Below are 16,421 nucleotides of genomic sequence, written 5' to 3'. Positions count from 1 at the left end.
GACACATACAACGAGCACCGGGCGTCAGGGTCGCCTCGGTCGCAAGGATGCGGCTGCTCGTAGTGGTCATGCGATCAGTAAAGCAGACGTATGGACACGGCCAAGAACGTCCGTCCACGCCTGTCCGGAATATGGACAGGCGTGGACGTGTATCAGCCACGTACCCGGATCTCCACACCGTCGCCGCTGACCAGGGCCGACAGGGCCGAGAGATCGTCGACGACCAGATCGGCGGTCAGTTCGTGCGCCTCGTGGGTTGTGGCCAACGCCACGGTGGTCATCCCGGCGGCGCGGCCTGCCCGGAGCCCGGCGGGGGCGTCCTCGAAGACGACGCAGCGGGCCGGGTCGCCCAGTTCACGAGCGGCGAGGAGGTAGGGCTCGGGGTCGGGCTTGCCGCGCGTGACGTCGTCGGCGGTGACCAGCGTCTTCGGCAGGATCCCGACGGCGTCGAGCCGCGCCTCGGCCAGCCGCCGGGTCGCGGAGGTGACGACGGCCCACCGGTCGGCGGGGAGGGAGGCGAGGAACTCCGCCGTACCCGGCAGCAGTACGGCGCCACCGTTCGGTACGTCGTCCACCTCGAGTCGCTCGATCCGGGCGACGGCGCCGGGCACGGCCTCGGCGGGCAGCAGGTCGGCGGCTATCTCGGCGGCCGGCCGCCCGTGCAGTCCGACCCGCGCGAACACCTCGGCGGTGATCCCGTACTCCACGCACCACTGGTTCCAGCAGCGCTCCACGGAGGCGAGGGAGGAGAGGAGGGTGCCGTCGTTGTCGAACAGCAGGGCGTCAGCGTGGATCGTCATGGCCTCGACCCTACGGGGCCGACGGCACCTGCCCTTTTCGGCCGTAATAGGGTCGGCGGCATGCTTGATGCCCTGACGGTCGCCACCTCCGTCGCCGCCCTCGCGCTCGCCGCCTGGTGCGGCTGGGCCGCGTACCGCGATCAGCCCACCAAGGACTGGCACTTCATCGGTATGGGCGTGGTCACCCTGCTCACCGTGGTCCAGCTGGTGGTCGGCATCGTCCAGCTCGCGCGGGGCGAGAAGCCGGAGCAGGGTACGACGATCTTCGTGGCGTATCTGCTGGGCGCGGTGGCGTGTGTGCCGGTGACGGGGTTCATGTCGCTGACGGAGCGTACGCGGTGGGGCTCGGTGACGGTCGCCGCCGGCGGGGTGGTGCTGGCTGTGCTGGAGGTGCGGCTGTATGACATCTGGGGAGGCTGAGTTGAACCGGCTGATCAGTGGGCCGGGCACGTTGCTCGTGTGGCTCTACGGCGTCATGGTGGTCGGGGCGGTGTCACGGTCCGCGGTGCAGATCTCGACCGAGTTCGGGCATGCGCCGCTTGCCTACTCGCTGTCGGCTGTCGCCGGGGTGGTGTACGGGTTCATCACGTACTCGCTGGTGCGGGGTGGGGAGCGGGCGCGGCGCGCTGCGCTGGCTTGTTGCGCGGGGGAGCTTGCCGGGGTGTTGATCGTGGGGACCTGGACCTTGGTCGAGCCGTCCGCGTTTCCCGACTCGACCGTGTGGTCCGACTTTGGGATGGGGTATCTGTTCATCCCCGTGCTGCTGCCCATCTCCGCCATGTACTGGTTGCGTAAGGCGCGTTCGCCCAAGGGGGAGGTTGGCTGAGGGTTCTGCGCGACTGCGGGTCCGTTGTGGCTTGTCGCGCAGTTCCCCGCGCCCCTTTGGGGCGCTCCTCTGAACGCTTGTTACGCAGTTGCCGCGTACGTGCCCGCCTGCTTTTCCAGGACGATCATCGGTACGCCGTCGTTGCCCTTGTCGGTGCCTACCGTTTCGTAGCCGACTCGGCGGTAGAGGCGGAGGCCGGCGTCGCTGCGGTGGCCGGCGCTGAGGCGGAACCGCTTCGCGCCGCGTTCCTCCGCGAGGGCCGACTCGGCGGCGCGCAGGAGGCGGGCGCCGATGCCGTGGCCCTGGAGGCGGGGGTGGACGCAGAGTTTGCCGATGGACGCCGTGCCGTCGGGGTTCGGGGTGCCGCGCACCGAGCCGACCACCTCCTCGCCCAGCCGCGCCACGAAGACGCAGTCCGCGCCGACTTCCTCCCGGACGGAGTCCAGGGTCTGGACCAGCGGATCGATCCGGTAGTTGCCGTACAGAGCGGCCTCGCTCTGGAAGCACAGGTACTGCAGCCGGAAGATCTGCTCCGCGTCCCGTTCGGTCGCCACCGAGATGGTCACGCTCATGCCCATGTGTGCACGCCTCCCGCTCACCTGTTCAGTCGTTTGTTCCTCACTCCTATCCCCGTGCTTCGCGGGCCGCAACCTCCGGCGTCAGCAATCGACGGAGACATCCCAGGCATCTGGAACGTTCCGGACCAAGACTGCCCTGTGAGATACCCAACTCCCCCGCGATTTCCCTGTATGTGAGGTCCTTCGGCGACAGCAGGGCCTCCAGCAGACTCGGGCAGCGGCCGGGCAGCCGGCGCACCGCGTCACGCAGGGCGCGATGCCGGGCGGCGGTGAGGGCGAGCTGTTCGGGGCCCGGGCGGTCGTCGGCCGCGGGCTGGTCGCCGTACGGCCGTTCGATGCGAGCGGTACGACGGTTGCGGCGGGCCTCGGAGCGGACGGCCCGGCGGAGCCAGTTCTGCGGGTCGGCCGGCGGGCCGTCGGAGTCGAGGCGCTCCAGGAGGCGGAGCCAGACGGCCTGTTCCAGGTCGCTCGGCTCGGCGCCGTAGGCATATGCCTCCGCCGAGGCCTCGGCGGCGAGCAGCGGGCGCAGGGCGGAAACCATGTCGTGGGTCATATGCGGCACGACGCGGCCGCTCCGGCGGGAGGTTGCCGGAGCGGCCGGTTGTCACCCCAATCGGGGCCGGGCGTTCAGTCGTTGACGTATGACTCGTCAGCCGCCCAGGAAGTCCTTGCGGGCCAGTACGCCCGTGTCCGGGTTGTCCGTGAAGACGCCGTCGATGCCCGTCGCGAAGTACGTGCGGTACGCGCCGAAGGGGTCTCCGTAGGCGTCCGCGTCCGTGCCCTTGCGGAAGTTCGTCGGCAGGAAGGGGTTCTCGTTGCGCATGGTGTACGGGTGCAGGATCAGGCCCGCCGCGTGCGCGTCCGCGACCAGGGTGGTCGGTGAGGTGAGCGCGCCGTTCGAGTCCTTCGGGATGACCAGGTCGAGGGTCGGGCCGATGCCCTGCGCGTAGGAGGCGATCTCCCGCAGGCCGGCCGGCTTGACCAGGTCGGCGACCGTGCGCGGGTCGCCGGTCGTGATGAAGTCCCAGGGGCGGGTGTTCGCGGCCGAGAGCAGGACGACGAGCGGGTTGCCGACGAGCCGGTTCAGGCGCTGGATGCTGGTCGGCTCGAAGGACTGGAGGATGACCGGCGAGTTCTTCTTGTCCTTGCCGTGCTTCTTCAGCAGCTTCGCGACCCGCTCCTCCAGGCCCAGGCCGAGCGCGCGGAAGTAGGTGGGGTGCTTGGTCTCGGGGTAGATCCAGACCTGCTTGCCGCGCTTGCGGGTCTGCTCGTCCTGCCAGCGGAGGACCTCTTCGAAGGTGGGGATCTCCCAGCGGCCGTTGTAGAGGGTGTTGTGCGGGCGGTTGGCCGGAATGCGCTCGATCGCGCGCAGCGTCTTCAGCTCGGCGAGCGTGAAGTCCTCGGCGAACCAGCCGGTGAGGGTGACACCGTCCAGGACCTTGGTGACCTTGCGGCTCGCGAACTCCGGGTGGTCGGCGACGTCCGTCGTGCCGCCGATCTCGGGCTCGTGGCGGCAGACGATGTGACCGTCCTTGGTGGGGACCAGGTCACCGGCCTCCACGATGTCCGCGCCCAGGTCGAGGGCCAACTGGTACGACCCCAGGGTGTGCTCGGGGCGGTAGCCGCTGGCACCCCGGTGGCCGATGATCGTCGGTACGGGCAGGCCCTTCAAGCCACCGCCTCCGTGCTTCGCGTTCTCGCCGGCGTCCTGGGCATCGGCTCTCGCCGTGCCGGGCAGGCCCAGAACCGCGCCGCCCGCACCCAGCATCGCGGCTCCGAGCAGCGTCCGCCGCCCCGTCCCCGTCGACTCTCCCTGCGCATGTCCGTTCGACCCCAGCGTGCCCATGAGCGCCCCTCCTGCCGCACCGTCATCTGTCCAAACGGACCGATCGTAGGTGTGTGTACATGGCGACAGGGAGGCCTCGGGCGGAACACGCGGACGACAACGGATAACACCGGATGTCGGAATCGAACGGGGCTCGATGGGTAGGCGCACAGTGTGTCCGGTACGGGCGACACGCGATCTCCGTCACATTCGTGGCGGTCCGTCACCCGCCCGCAACAGTGCGCCACCGCAGGTAAACGCGGGTCAACAGTGCGTAAGCACTCGGTGAACCCGATGTGCACTACCCCCTGAGGCGCGAGTATCGTCCTCACCTGCACAGACTTATACCGAATACCTTGACACCGGAGGGCCCGTTGTCCCGCTTCGCGCTCATCAAGGCACTGCTCGGACCGATCATGCGCCTGATGTTCCGCCCACGGGTGGAGGGCATGGAGCACATTCCGGGGGACGGTCCGGTGATCCTGGCCGGCAACCACCTCACGTTCATCGACTCGATGATCCTGCCGCTGGTCTGCGACCGTCAGGTCGTCTTCATCGGCAAGGACGAGTACGTCACCGGCGAGGGCCTCAAGGGCCGCCTCATGGCCTGGTTCTTCACCGGCGTCGGCATGATCCCGGTGGACCGGGACGGGGCCAACGGCGGTGTCGCGGCGCTGATGACGGGGCGTCGGGTGCTGGAGGAGGGGCGCATGTTCGGGATCTACCCCGAGGGCACGCGCTCGCCCGACGGGCGGCTCTACCGGGGGCGCACCGGTATCGCGCGGCTGACTCTGATGACGGGGGCGCCTGTTGTGCCGTTCGCGATGATCGGTACGGACAAGTTGCAGCCGGGTGGGGCGGGGATGCCTCGGCCGGGGCGGGTCATGGTGCGGTTCGGTAAGGCGATGGAGTTCTCTCGGTACGAGGGGATGGACCGGGACCGGTATGTGCTGCGGGCCGTGACCGACTCTGTGATGACTGAGGTCATGCGGTTGTCCGGGCAGGAGTACGTGGACATGTATGCGACCAAGGCCAAGGCTGCGTAGGGGTTTCTGGGGTTGTTTTTTGGCTGCGGGTGCTTCGTGGCTTGTCGCGCAGTTCCCCGCGCCCCTCACGGCACTCCGCACCCGGCGCCATCAACGTCCCGCCAGTTTTTGTTCCCTCAGCAACACCCAGGCCGCTCCCGCCGCTGCCAGTAGCACCACCGCTCCCGCGCCTGCCGCGAGCGCGATGCCGTCCGTGAACGCCTCGCGGGCCGCGTTCAGCAACGCATCCGCCGTCGGTGCCGGTAGGCCCGCTGCCGTTTCCACCGCGCCGCCCAGGGATTCGTGGGCCTCGGCGGGTGTGCCTGTCGGGGCGGGGAAGTTCCTGTACACGCCCGTGACGATCGAGCCGAGTAGGGCGATACCCAGGGCCGCGCCCAGTTCGTACGCCGTTTCCGATACCGCCGCTGCCGCGCCCGCCTGTTCCTTGGGGACGCTCGCGAGGATCACGTCGGAGGTCACGGTGAAGGAGAGGCCCGCGCCGACGCCGACGACCAGCAGGGCGGTGCCCAGCAGTGGGTAGCCCGTGGACTGGTCCACGACGGTGAGCGCGGCCAGAGCCAGGCCTATGGCCGCGAGGCCGCCCGAGACCACGGCCCGTACCGAGTAGCGCCGGGCCGCCGCACCGGCGAGCAGGCCGGCCACCACCGCACCGATGGCTGCGGGGAGTTCGGCGAGGCCCGCCTCCAACGGTCCCCGGCCCTGCACCAGTTGCAGATACTGCGAGAGGAAGAACACCAGCCCGGACAGGCCGAGGATGGTCAGGAGGTCCGCCAGTACGGCTCCGCTGAAGCCCCGGTCGCGGAACAGCCGCATGTCCAACAGCGGGGTGGGGAGGGTCAGTTGGCGGCGTACGAAGCTGTACAGAGCGGCGGCGCCGATGGCTGCCGCGCCCAGCGCCTGCCACGAAATGCCGTGTGACGCCGCTTCCTTGATGCCGTAGACGATGCCGACCATGCCGACGAGCGACAGGACGACGCTGCGCAGGTCCCAGGGGCCCGGCGCCGGGTTGCGGGACTCGGGGAGCAGCTTGATGCCGACGAGGACGAGGACCACCATCACGGGCAGGTTGATCAGGAAGACCGAGCCCCACCAGAAGTGTTCGAGCAGGAAACCGCCGACCACCGGGCCGACTGCCGTACCGGCGGAGGCGGTTGCGCCCCAGATGCCGATGGCGAGGCTGCGTTCGCGCCGGTCGTGGAAGAGGTTGCGGATCAGGGCGAGCGTGGCCGGCATCAGGGTCGCGCCCGCAACACCGAGGAGCGCCCGCGCGAGAATCATCAACTCCGGTGTCGTCGCATAGGCGTTGAGGACCGACACCAGGCCGAACGCGGTCGCGCCGATGAGCAGCAGCCGCTTGCGGCCGATGCGGTCGCCGAGGCTGCCCATGGAGACGAGCAGGCCCGCGATGACGAACGAGTAGACGTCGCCTATCCACAGCAACTGCGTGCCGGACGGCTTCAGGTCCTCGCTGATGTAGGGGGTCGCGAGACCGAGAACGGTCGCGTCGACGGCCACCAGCAGCACGGCCAGCACGAGGACGGACAGTGCGAGCCAGCGGCCCGGACGTGCCCCTTCCTCCGTCGCGTGGGCCGGCTGCAGGGTGCTGGTCATGATTCCTCTCTCCGTAGCGCACCGCCGAGCAACAGCTCGACGATCATGTGGTTGAAGTCCTTGGCCGCGACCCGGCCCTCGCTCACCGCCCAGGCGCCCGAGGCCATCAGCCCGTAGAGCGCCTCGGTGAGCCAGGCCGGGGTGAGGTCGATGCGGAACTCGCCGTTCTGCTGGCCGCGCCGGAACAGGGCGGCGATCGCGGCGTCGATCCTGGCCCAGCCCTCGTTCTGCTCCTCGCCCTCGAACAGCTGGTTCTCGGTGTAGAGGAACGCGAGCAGTCCGGCGGCGGGTTCGAGCGCCCCGACCATGCGGCGGACGGCCTCCTGAGCGGTGCCGTCGCCGAGTCGCGCGGCCGTCAGCGCCGCCTCGCACTCCTCGATGCCCAGCTCTTCGAGGGCCCGTACGAGCACGTCCCGCCCGGCGAAGTGGCGGTGCAGCGTGGCCCGGCTGATCCCGGCCGCCTTGGCGACCTCGTCCATGGTGGACGTGGATTTGCGGGTGAGGAGGGCGGCTGCGCTGCGCAGCACGTGGTCACGGTCGACGGCCATGAGACAACCATACGCCATATGAGACATCTTTGTCTCATTGGAAGCGTGCGTGTGTCAGGGGTGCCTGTTCAGCAGCGGTTTCAGTGCCAGGGCAGCTGGCCGCGTCGCTCCCAGTAGGCGCGCGGCTCCTCCACCAGCGCGGCCAGGCGCGACAGCTGGTCCTCATCGAGGTCGACGACCGCCGCGTGCAGGTTCGAGGCGAGCTGGGCCGCCGTGGCCGCGCCGGACAGGACGACTCCGGCCCACGGTTGCCGCAGGACCAGTGCGAGGGCGACTGCGTCCGCGCCCAGGCCTGTCTCCTCGGCGATCGTCCGTACGGCGTCCGGTGCCTGTCCGGCGGCTAGGCGGCCGTTGGCCATGCCCTCCTTGACGATCACCGTCAGGCCGGCGTCGTGGGCCTCGGCCAGGGCGGGGCCTGCGGAGGTCTCCAGGGCGTTGTACGTCGACTGGACCGTGCGGAAGAGGGGCTCGCCGTCGACCGTGACCGCGAGGGCGGCTCGGATCGTGTCGGCCTGGGCGGGGCCGCTGGTCGAGAAGCCGACGGTCAGGCCGTCTGCTGCGGCCTCCGCCAGGCGGGCGTGGAGTTCCTTGTCCGACAGGGCCGGGCTCTCGGGGGTCAGCGAGTGGATCTGGTAGAGGTCCAGACGGGCGCCGAGCAGGTGGTCGGATTCGGCGCGCTGACGCTCGTACGTCGGGAGGCTGTGGTCCTTGACCTCGTGCTGCTCGGCGTCCGTGGTCCAGTCGGCGGTGTAGGTGTAGCCCCATTTGCTGCCGATCACCACGTCGTCGAGGTCGGGGTGCGTCTTCAGCCAGTCGGCCAGGAATTCCTCGGAGCGGCCGTACGAGCGGGCCACGTCGAAGTAGCGGACGCCCTGGGCGTAGGCGGCGTCGAGGAGTTCGTGGGTTCGGGTGCGGAGTGATTCGACGCTGCGGTTCTCTCCGAGGTCTTCGTCTCGGTTGAGGTTGATGTAGCCGGGGCGGGCTACTGCGGCGAGGCCCAGGCCGAGGTGGCAGGTGGGGGTTGTTGCTGTGGCCAGTCGGGTGAAGGGCATCGCGGGCTCCGTTCGGTCGGGTCCGGTACGGCTGTCCGACCAACGTAACCCGCGATGACCTTTGTTTGTCGCCCCCGCCGCCCCTACCCGTCCCATCCCTGAGGGGCTGTGCCCCTTCGACCCCCTGCGCCTATCGGGTCGGGGGTGCTGTCCGTTTGGCGGGTGCGGGTTCGTTGTGGCTTGTCGCGCCGTTCCCCGCGCCCCTGAAGGGGCCTGCGGCCCTTCAGGGGCAGAACTCCGAGGCCTACTTCGTCTTTGCTGTTGCCCATTCGTGTTGGGCCGCCACGTTCTGCTTCACCTCTGCCAGCTGGATCGCCACCGCGCTCGGGGCCGTGCCGCCCCTGCCGTTGCGGGAGGCCAGGGCGCCCGGGACGTTCAGGACCGACCGGACCTCGGGGGTGAGGTGGGCGCTGATCTTGGCGAACTGGTCGTCCGTGAGGCCGTCCAGTTCTACGCCGTCCGCCTCGGCCACCTTGACGCACTCGCCCGCGACCTCGTGGGCCACCCGGAACGGGACGCCCTGCTTGACCAGCCACTCCGCGATGTCCGTGGCCAGGGAGAAGCCGGCCGGGGCCAGTTCCTCCATGCGGTCGCGGTGGACGGTGAGGGTGGCCATCATGCCGGTGAAGGCGGGGAGCAGGACCTCGAGCTGGTCGCAGGAGTCGAAGACCGGCTCCTTGTCCTCCTGGAGGTCTCGGTTGTAGGCGAGCGGGAGGGCCTTGAGGGTTGCCAGGAGGCCCGTCAGGTTGCCGATCAGCCGGCCGCTCTTGCCGCGCGCCAGTTCCGCGATGTCCGGGTTCTTCTTCTGCGGCATGATCGACGAGCCCGTCGAGAACGCGTCGTGCAGGGTCACGAAGGAGAACTCCTTCGTGTTCCAGATGATTACCTCCTCGGCGATCCGGGAGAGGTTGATCCCGATCATCGCCGTGATGAACGCGAACTCCGCCACGAAGTCGCGGGACGCCGTGCCGTCGATCGAGTTCCCGACGCTGCCGTTCTCGAAGCCGAGGTCCTTCGCCACCGACTCCGGGTCCAGGCCGAGGCTGCTGCCCGCCAGGGCTCCCGAGCCGTACGGCGACACCGCCGTGCGCTCGTCCCACTGGCGCAGGCGTTCCGCGTCCCGGGACAAGGGCTGGACGTGGGCCAGGACGTGGTGGGCGAACAGGACCGGCTGGGCGTGCTGGAGGTGGGTGCGGCCGGGCATCGCCACGTCCGGGTGGGCCTCCGCGAGGCCGATCAGCGCGTCCTGGAGGTCGGCGATCAGGCCGGCGATCGTACGGGCGTGGTCCCTCAGGTACATGCGGAAGAGGGTCGCGACCTGGTCGTTGCGTGAGCGGCCGGCGCGGAGCTTGCCGCCGAGGTCGGGGCCGAGGATCTCCAACAGGCCGCGTTCCAGGGCCGTGTGGATGTCCTCGTCGGCCATCGTGGGGACGAGGGTGCCGTCGGCGAGGTTCGCTTCGAGCTGGTCGAGGCCCGTCAGCATGCGGGTCAGCTCGTCGTCCGTGAGCAGGCCCGCCTTGTGCAGCACGCGCGCGTGGGCACGCGATCCGGCGATGTCGTAGGGCGCGAGCCGCCAGTCGAAGTGGACGGACGCGGACAGCTTGGCCAGGGCCTCGGCGGGACCGTCGGCGAAACGGCCGCCCCAGAGCCGTACGTCACCGCTGTTGCTGCTCACTTGCGTTGCTCCTCGAAAACAGAAAGGCAGGGGGTGGATGTGCGACCGCCTCCCCACCCGTACGGAGGGGAGGCGGTTCGCAACAACCGTATCGGTCAGGGCTCTACGCCTGGTCGCGCTTCGCCGCGATCTTCGACGACAGGCTGTAGATGTCGATGAAGCCCTTGGCCGCGGCCTGGTCGAAGGTGTCGCCCGTGTCGTACGTGGCGAGGTTGAAGTCGTAGAGGGAGGTGTCCGAGCGCCGGCCCGTGACGACCGCGCGACCGCCGTGCAGGGTCATCCGGACATCGCCGTTGACGTGCTGGTTGGCCTCGTTGATGAAGCCGTCCAGGGCGCGCTTCAGCGGGGAGAACCACTGGCCGTCGTAGACCAGCTCGCCCCAGCGCTGCTCGACCTGCCGCTTGTAGCGGGCGAGTTCGCGCTCGACCGTGACGTTCTCCAGCTCCTGGTGGGCCGTGATCAGGGCGATCGCGCCCGGAGCCTCGTACACCTCACGGGACTTGATGCCGACGAGACGGTCCTCGACCATGTCGATCCGGCCGATGCCCTGGGCGCCGGCGCGCTCGTTGAGCTGCTGGATCGCCTGGAGGACGGTGACGGGCTTGCCGTCGATCGCGACCGGGACGCCCTCCTTGAAGGAGACGATGACCTCGTCGGCGTCGCGCTGCTCGGCCGGGTTCGAGGTGTACTCGTAGATGTCCTCGATCGGGGCGTTCCAGATGTCCTCCAGGAAGCCCGTCTCGACCGCGCGCCCGAAGACGTTCTGGTCGATGGAGTACGGGGACTTCTTGGTGGTGGCGATCGGGAGCTGCTTCTCCTCGCAGAAGGCGATCGCCTTGTCGCGGGTCATCGCGTAGTCACGGACCGGGGCGATGCACTTGAGGTCGGGGGCGAGGGCCACGATGCCGGCCTCGAACCGCACCTGGTCGTTGCCCTTGCCCGTGCAGCCGTGGGCGACCGTGGTGGCGCCGTGCTTCTGGGCGGCGGCGACGAGGTGCTTGACGATCGTCGGCCGGGAGAGGGCGGAGACCAGCGGGTAGCGGTCCATGTAGAGGGCGTTGGCCTTGATCGCCGGGAGGCAGTACTCCTCGGCGAACTCGTCCTTGGCGTCCGCGACCTCGGCCTCGACGGCGCCGCACGCGAGGGCGCGCTTGCGGATGACGTCCAGGTCCTCGCCGCCCTGGCCGACGTCGACCGCGACGGCGATGACCTCGGCGCCCGTCTCCTCGGCGATCCAGCCGATGGCGACGGAGGTGTCCAGTCCGCCTGAGTAGGCGAGTACGACGCGCTCGGTCACGGGTTTTCTCCTCACAGTGCATTCGCTGACATGCATGAGTATGCAGGACTCTGCATGGTTCGTCAATCTCGAAAAATTTTCCTGTGGATGTTTGACGAGCCCTTGAACGCACGAAACCGCTTACCCGTACCTCTCCCCGACGCAGGCGCCGCGTCTGTAAAGCGAGTGGAACCACGCAGCCACCCCCTGACCCGAGTGAGGCATCCGCATGTCCAGGGCTCTTCCGAAGTACAACAAGCGTCGTGTGGGCATCATCGGCGGCGCCGCCGCAGTGGCTCTGTCCGGTGCGATCGTCGCCGGCTCCGCCCTTGCCGGGGAAACGTCCAAGAGCAGCACCACGCAGGCGACCACCAAGGCCGCCGTCGCCACGGTGAACTGCCCGGCGGTCGCGAACAGACTGCCCGCGATCCCCGCGTCCGCGAAGGCCGAGGTCGACCGCAACCTCGCCCTCCTCAACACGCAGATCGCCGAGGCCAACAAGCGCATCGTCGACACCCAGGGCCAGGGCGGCCCCAACTTCGTCCAGAACGCGATCGTCGGCCCGCTCAAGGACAAGCGCGTGGCCACCATCAACCGCATCGCCACCGCCATCGGGCGTACGGCCGCCAAGCCGGTCGGTCTCGACGCGCTGGCGCCCTGCACCCTCAACGCGGCCGGGGCCGCGGCGCCCGCCGCGACTCCGAGCGCGACGGCGACCCAGCAGGCGGGGGGCAACACCGGTAACACGGGTAACGCGGGCAACAACAACGGCGCCGGCACCATCAGCTGCCCGGACGTGGCCTCGCAGCTGCCCGCGGTCCCGGCGACGGCGAAGGCCGAGGTCGACCGCAACCTGGCCCTGCTGAACACGCAGATCCAGGAGGCCAACACGCGCCTGGCGAACACGGTCGGCCAGGGCGGTGCGAACTTCGTCCAGAACGCGATCCTCGGCCCGCTGAAGGACAAGCGCGCGTCGACCATCGACCGCATCGCCATCTCGATCGGCCGTACGGCCGCCAAGCCGACCGGTCTCGACTCCCTGGCTGCCTGCACGCTCACCAAGTGACGTGACAGGCACTGCGGCCGCCCCGTTGCAAGCGCCGGCCGGGGCGGCCGCGGTCCTGTACCGCCGGAGCACTTCAGTAAAACCTTAGACAGGCGAACGACTTTCCCCGACAATAGTTAGTCATGGGAAAGACTTACGAGCGCATAGACGGCCGGCTGCGTACGTTCATCGAGGCGCAGCCCCTCTTCTTCACCGCGTCCGCCCCGCTGTCCGGTGACGGCACGGTCAACCTCTCCCCCAAGGGCCTCAAGGGCTCCTTCGTGATCCTCGACGAGCTGACGGTCGCGTATCTCGACTTCGCGGGCAGCAACGCCGAGACCGTCGCCCATCTCCGTGAGAACGGCCGGATCACGCTCATGTGGTGCGCCTTCGAGGGCCCGCCGAACATCGTCCGGGTGCACGGCCGCGGTGAGCCGGTCTTCCGTGACGACCCGCGCTTCCCCGACCTCCTCGCCCGCTTCCCGGACATCGACCCCACCGATCACGGGCTGCGGGCGATCATCGTCGTACGGGCCGAACTGGTCCGGGACAGCTGCGGGTACTCGGTGCCCCTCATGTCGTACGACGGGGACCGCGATCTGCACGGCAGGCGGTTCGCGCGCGAGGACGACGCCTCGCTGAGCGCCTACTTCGAGAAGAAGGACCACATCGCGACGAGCCTGGACGGACTACCGGGGCTGCCGTTGCCGCTCCCGCCCAGTACGGTCTGAGCCATGCGCCCCGGAGCCGCCGCCGTCCTCGTGTCCACGTCCCTTCTCGTGCTCGCCGCCGGTGTCCCTCCCACGGCCGCACCCCCGCTGCCCGCGCGGATGGCCGACACCGGCGGCGGCACGCAGTTGATCACGGCTCAGGCGTCGAGCACCGGGGCGACCTCGGGCACGGTCACCTGGTGGGACCTGCGTGACGGGACATGGACGAAGGCCGGTTCCGCGTCCGCCCGCTTCGGTGCGAACGGGCTCGTCGAGGGCGGCTCCCGCAAGCAGGGCACGAACACCACTCCCACCGGGCTGTACGACCTCCCGTACGCCTTCGGCATCAAGTCGGCGCCGAGCGGTACCGACGTCACGTACCGGCCCGTGCGGCAGAACTCCTGGTGGTGCCAGGACAACGACTCGCGCTCCTACAACCGCTGGACCGAGCCCCGCCCCGCCGACTGCCGCGCCGCCGAGTCCGAGCACCTGATCTCGTACACGCAGCAGTACGCGCACGCGTACGTCATCGGTTTCAACTACGCCCAGCCGGTGCGGAAGCGCGGGGCGGGCATCTTCCTGCACGTCAACGGGCGTGGGGCGACGGCCGGTTGTGTCTCCGTGCCGGTGGCGGCGATGCGGGCGATCCTGGCCTGGGCCGAGCCGGGCCGCCGGCCGCACATCGCGATCGGCACCACGAGCGGGCCGACGGCGATCACCCGGTACTGAGCCCGGCAGCACAGCCGGCGGTGGATGTTACCCGCCGTCACTCCTGTTCGCTGTGGACTCCGCGAGTCACTGAACACTCAGCGGTCGTGGCACGTATGGAAGGGCCAAGGGGCCAAGCCTCTCGACTAGACCCCGTCCCACGGAGGAACCGTGACCACCACGATCGCAGGCGGACGTGCCGCGCGGCGCCAGACGATGCGCCGCATCCGACCTCGTCGCTCCCCCGCCGTCCCGCTGCTGCTCGCTGTCGCGGCGGGCGCGGCCGGAGTGATCTGGCTGTGGTGGAGCAACACCCCGTCCCTCGCGGACACCACCGCCCAGGTCATCGCGGCCGGCCGGATCACCGGTCTGCTCGGCGGTTACCTGATGGCGCTGGTCGTGCTCCAGATGGCCCGGGTGCCCGCGCTGGAGCGCCGGGTCGGCTCGGACCGGGTGGCGCGCTGGCACGCGATGAGCGGCCGGTACACGCTCTGCCTGGTCGTGGCGCACGTCGTCCTGATCATGTACGGGTACGCCCTCCAGGCCGGGAAGACGTTCGGCGACATCGTCCAGCAGACGGTCGACTCGGTGAACCAGCTGCCCGACATGGGCAAGGCGGCGATCGGCACGGGTCTGCTGGTGCTCATCGGGCTCATGTCCATCGGCCCGGTGCGGCGCAGGATCCCGTACGACCTCTGGTACCACGTGCACCTGCTGACGTACGCGGCGACGTTCCTGACGTTCTGGCACCAGCTGTCCACGGGCAACGAGTTCGTCGTGGAGCCGGCCGCGAAGACCGCCTGGTACGCGCTGTACGGCTCGGTGACCGCGCTGGTCGTCTGGTACCGCATCATCACGCCGGTCCGGCTGAACATGCGCCACCGGCTGCGGGTCGAGGCGGTCATCGAGGAGACCCCGGGCATCGTGTCCGTGCTGATGAGCGGCCGCAAGCTGCACCGGATGGGCGCGGAGGCCGGCCAGTTCTTCCGCTGGCGCTTCCTGGCCCCCGGTATGCGGTTCAGCTCGCACCCGTACTCACTGTCGGCGGCCCCCCGCCCCAACATGCTGCGGATCACCGTGAAGGCGATCGGCGACCACAGCTCGGCCCTGCGCGATCTGGAGCCCGGCACCCGCGTGTGGGCCGAGGGTCCGTACGGCGCCCTGACCGCCTCCAAGCGCAGCAAGGGCAAGGTGCTGCTGGTCGCGGGCGGCGTCGGCATCACCCCGATGCGTGCCCTGTTCGAGACCCTGCCCGGCGCGGCGGGCGACCTGACCCTCCTCTACCGGGCCAACAGCACCCAGGACCTGGCCCTGTGGGACGAGCTGGCGACCATCGCCAACGAGCGCGGCGCCCGCCTGATGTACGCGGTGAACAGCCCCGACGGAGAGCGCCCCGACATCTCCGCGGAGTCGCTGCGGCGGAAACTGCCCGACATCGATGAGCACGACGTCTTCATGTGCGGGCCGCCCGGCTTCGCGCAGGGCGTGTACGAGGCACTGCGCGGCGCGGGTGTTCCCGCGCGCCGTATCCACCACGAGTCGTTCGAGATGTGAGCGACGGGAGCCAGGAGCGATGAAGAAGAGTCACCCCTTTCGGCGAGTCATGCTCGCGAGCGCCGCCACAGTCTCCGGAATCGTGCTGCTGCTGACGCTGAAGCCGTCGTCGGACCCAGGGTCCGCGCAGGCGGCCGGCGCTCTGCCCCAACAGACGTCTGCGGCCCAGGAGTCGGCCCAGGGCGGTGCGACCGCCAAGGACGGCACCTTCACCGGCGACGTGGTCGACACGCAGTACGGCGAGGTCCAGGTCCGCATCACGGTGAGCGGCGGCAAGATCACCAAAGCTGAAGCCGTCAAGGCTCCCAGCGGCGGCCAGAGCACCGCCATCTCCGGCAACGCGATCCCCAAGCTCAACGCGGAAGCGGTCGCCGCGAGCACCGCCGACATCGACGCCATCTCGGGCGCCAGCTACACGAGCGCGGGCTACGGGAAGTCGCTCCAGTCCGCCCTGGACAAGGCCAGCGCGGGCGCGGGCGCCGCCGCGGGCGGTGGCACGGCGCAGGCCGCCACGGTCATCGGCGACGTGGTCGACACGCAGTACGGCGAGGTCCAGGTCCGCATCACGGTGGCCGGCGGCAAGATCACCAAGGCGGAGGCCGTCAAGGCCCCCAGCGGCGGCCAGAGCACCACGATCTCCGGGAACGCGATCCCCAAGCTCAACGCGGCGGCCGTGGCCGCCGGTACCGCCGACATCGACGCGATCTCGGGCGCCAGCTACACGAGCGCCGGGTACAAGAAGTCCCTCCAGTCCGCCCTGGACAAGGTTCCCGCGGAATCGGACGCGGGAGCGGGCGCGGCAGCGAGCAGTGCCCCGCCGGCGGCCGAGACCAGCGCCCCGGCTGCGGCGGCGGGCGGCGGAGCGACCTCCAACGGCGGCGGTACGTTCACCGGAAGCGTCGTCCAGACCGAGTACGGCCCGGTCCAGGTCCGGGTCACCCTCACCAACGGCAAGATCACGTCGGCGTCGGCGGTGCAGGCGCCCAGCGGCGGCCGGAGCGACCAGATCTCCGGCGACGCGATCCCGAAGCTCAACGACGCGGCGCTGGCCGCGGGCGACGCCGACATCGACGCGGTGTCCGGCGCCAGCTACACCAGCGCGGGCTACAAGGAGTCCCTCCAGTCGGCCCTGGACCAGGCCGGTGGTTGATCCCGCCGAAGCTCCCG

17 protein-coding genes are annotated in these 16,421 nt (G+C 69.7%); 8 read left to right on the top strand and 9 right to left on the bottom strand.

What is annotated here, in order from left to right:
• Positions 1-152: 152 nt before the first annotated feature.
• On the bottom strand, positions 153-800 hold the full coding sequence (locus OG787_RS40585) for an HAD family hydrolase (protein ID WP_405538606.1): 648 nt from the start codon (positions 798-800) through the stop codon (positions 153-155).
• A gap of 60 nt (positions 801-860) precedes the next feature.
• On the opposite strand from OG787_RS40585, the gene OG787_RS40580 reads away from it, so the two are divergent.
• Both OG787_RS40580 and OG787_RS40575 read left to right on the top strand, forming a co-directional pair.
• Complete coding sequence (locus tag OG787_RS40580; protein ID WP_369034287.1) at positions 861-1,220, top strand: hypothetical protein; 360 nt, start codon at positions 861-863, stop codon at positions 1,218-1,220.
• The gene (locus OG787_RS40575) at positions 1,201-1,626 is read left to right on the top strand and encodes a hypothetical protein (protein ID WP_369034288.1); all 426 of its coding nucleotides are present in this window, start codon (positions 1,201-1,203) and stop codon (positions 1,624-1,626) included. The genes OG787_RS40580 and OG787_RS40575 overlap by 20 nt, the downstream gene beginning before the upstream one ends.
• A gap of 80 nt (positions 1,627-1,706) precedes the next feature.
• Here the strand turns inward: OG787_RS40575 and OG787_RS40570 are convergent, their stop codons facing one another.
• From OG787_RS40570 to OG787_RS40560, 3 genes are all read right to left on the bottom strand, one after another.
• Positions 1,707-2,204 (bottom strand): GNAT family N-acetyltransferase, encoded by a 498-nt coding sequence (locus tag OG787_RS40570; RefSeq protein ID WP_369034289.1) that lies wholly within the window; start codon positions 2,202-2,204, stop codon positions 1,707-1,709.
• A gap of 46 nt (positions 2,205-2,250) precedes the next feature.
• The gene (locus OG787_RS40565; RefSeq protein WP_405540723.1) at positions 2,251-2,757 is read right to left on the bottom strand and encodes an RNA polymerase sigma factor; all 507 of its coding nucleotides are present in this window, start codon (positions 2,755-2,757) and stop codon (positions 2,251-2,253) included.
• Positions 2,758-2,853: 96 nt separating this feature from the next.
• Positions 2,854-4,050: a glycerophosphodiester phosphodiesterase gene (locus OG787_RS40560; protein WP_369034290.1), complete on the bottom strand. Its 1,197-nt coding sequence runs from the start codon at positions 4,048-4,050 to the stop codon at positions 2,854-2,856.
• A gap of 353 nt (positions 4,051-4,403) precedes the next feature.
• On the opposite strand from OG787_RS40560, the gene OG787_RS40555 reads away from it, so the two are divergent.
• Positions 4,404-5,075 (top strand): lysophospholipid acyltransferase family protein, encoded by a 672-nt coding sequence (locus OG787_RS40555; protein WP_405540722.1) that lies wholly within the window; start codon positions 4,404-4,406, stop codon positions 5,073-5,075.
• Positions 5,076-5,165: 90 nt separating this feature from the next.
• Here OG787_RS40555 and OG787_RS40550 read toward each other — a convergent pair whose 3' ends face one another.
• The 5 genes from OG787_RS40550 to OG787_RS40530 form a co-directional block, all read right to left on the bottom strand.
• Positions 5,166-6,686, bottom strand: a complete 1,521-nt coding sequence (locus tag OG787_RS40550; protein WP_369034291.1) for an MFS transporter — start codon at positions 6,684-6,686, stop codon at positions 5,166-5,168.
• Positions 6,683-7,234, bottom strand: a complete 552-nt coding sequence (locus OG787_RS40545) for a TetR/AcrR family transcriptional regulator (RefSeq protein ID WP_369034292.1) — start codon at positions 7,232-7,234, stop codon at positions 6,683-6,685. The genes OG787_RS40550 and OG787_RS40545 overlap by 4 nt, the downstream gene beginning before the upstream one ends.
• A gap of 80 nt (positions 7,235-7,314) precedes the next feature.
• Entirely contained in the window at positions 7,315-8,286 is a 972-nt protein-coding gene (locus OG787_RS40540) for an aldo/keto reductase (RefSeq protein ID WP_405538604.1), read from the bottom strand.
• A gap of 244 nt (positions 8,287-8,530) precedes the next feature.
• The gene (gene argH / locus OG787_RS40535) at positions 8,531-9,961 is read right to left on the bottom strand and encodes an argininosuccinate lyase (RefSeq protein WP_369034294.1); all 1,431 of its coding nucleotides are present in this window, start codon (positions 9,959-9,961) and stop codon (positions 8,531-8,533) included.
• Between the two features lie 103 nt (positions 9,962-10,064).
• Positions 10,065-11,258 (bottom strand): argininosuccinate synthase, encoded by a 1,194-nt coding sequence (locus tag OG787_RS40530; protein WP_369034295.1) that lies wholly within the window; start codon positions 11,256-11,258, stop codon positions 10,065-10,067.
• Positions 11,259-11,466: 208 nt separating this feature from the next.
• Here OG787_RS40530 and OG787_RS40525 point away from each other — a divergent pair, with 208 nt between their 5' ends.
• From OG787_RS40525 to OG787_RS40505, 5 genes are all read left to right on the top strand, one after another.
• Positions 11,467-12,303 carry a hypothetical protein gene (locus tag OG787_RS40525; protein WP_405538603.1) on the top strand — a complete coding sequence of 279 codons (837 nt, stop codon included), beginning with the start codon at positions 11,467-11,469 and terminating at the stop codon, positions 12,301-12,303.
• A gap of 122 nt (positions 12,304-12,425) precedes the next feature.
• Complete coding sequence (locus OG787_RS40520) at positions 12,426-13,013, top strand: pyridoxamine 5'-phosphate oxidase family protein (RefSeq protein WP_405538602.1); 588 nt, start codon at positions 12,426-12,428, stop codon at positions 13,011-13,013.
• 3 nt (positions 13,014-13,016) lie between these two features.
• Entirely contained in the window at positions 13,017-13,721 is a 705-nt protein-coding gene (locus tag OG787_RS40515; protein WP_369034298.1) for a L,D-transpeptidase, read from the top strand.
• A 150-nt stretch (positions 13,722-13,871) separates the two neighbouring features.
• The gene (locus tag OG787_RS40510; RefSeq protein WP_369034299.1) at positions 13,872-15,254 is read left to right on the top strand and encodes a ferric reductase-like transmembrane domain-containing protein; all 1,383 of its coding nucleotides are present in this window, start codon (positions 13,872-13,874) and stop codon (positions 15,252-15,254) included.
• Positions 15,255-15,273: 19 nt separating this feature from the next.
• Positions 15,274-16,404: an FMN-binding protein gene (locus OG787_RS40505; RefSeq protein WP_405538601.1), complete on the top strand. Its 1,131-nt coding sequence runs from the start codon at positions 15,274-15,276 to the stop codon at positions 16,402-16,404.
• Positions 16,405-16,421: the final 17 nt, after the last annotated feature.

The sequence above is a fragment of the Streptomyces sp. NBC_00075 genome, assembly GCF_045041225.1.
Classification (GTDB): Bacteria; Actinomycetota; Actinomycetes; order Streptomycetales; family Streptomycetaceae; genus Streptomyces; species Streptomyces adonidis.
Note: the sequence above shows the minus strand (reverse complement) of the source record. Positions and strands in the feature narration are given on the sequence as shown.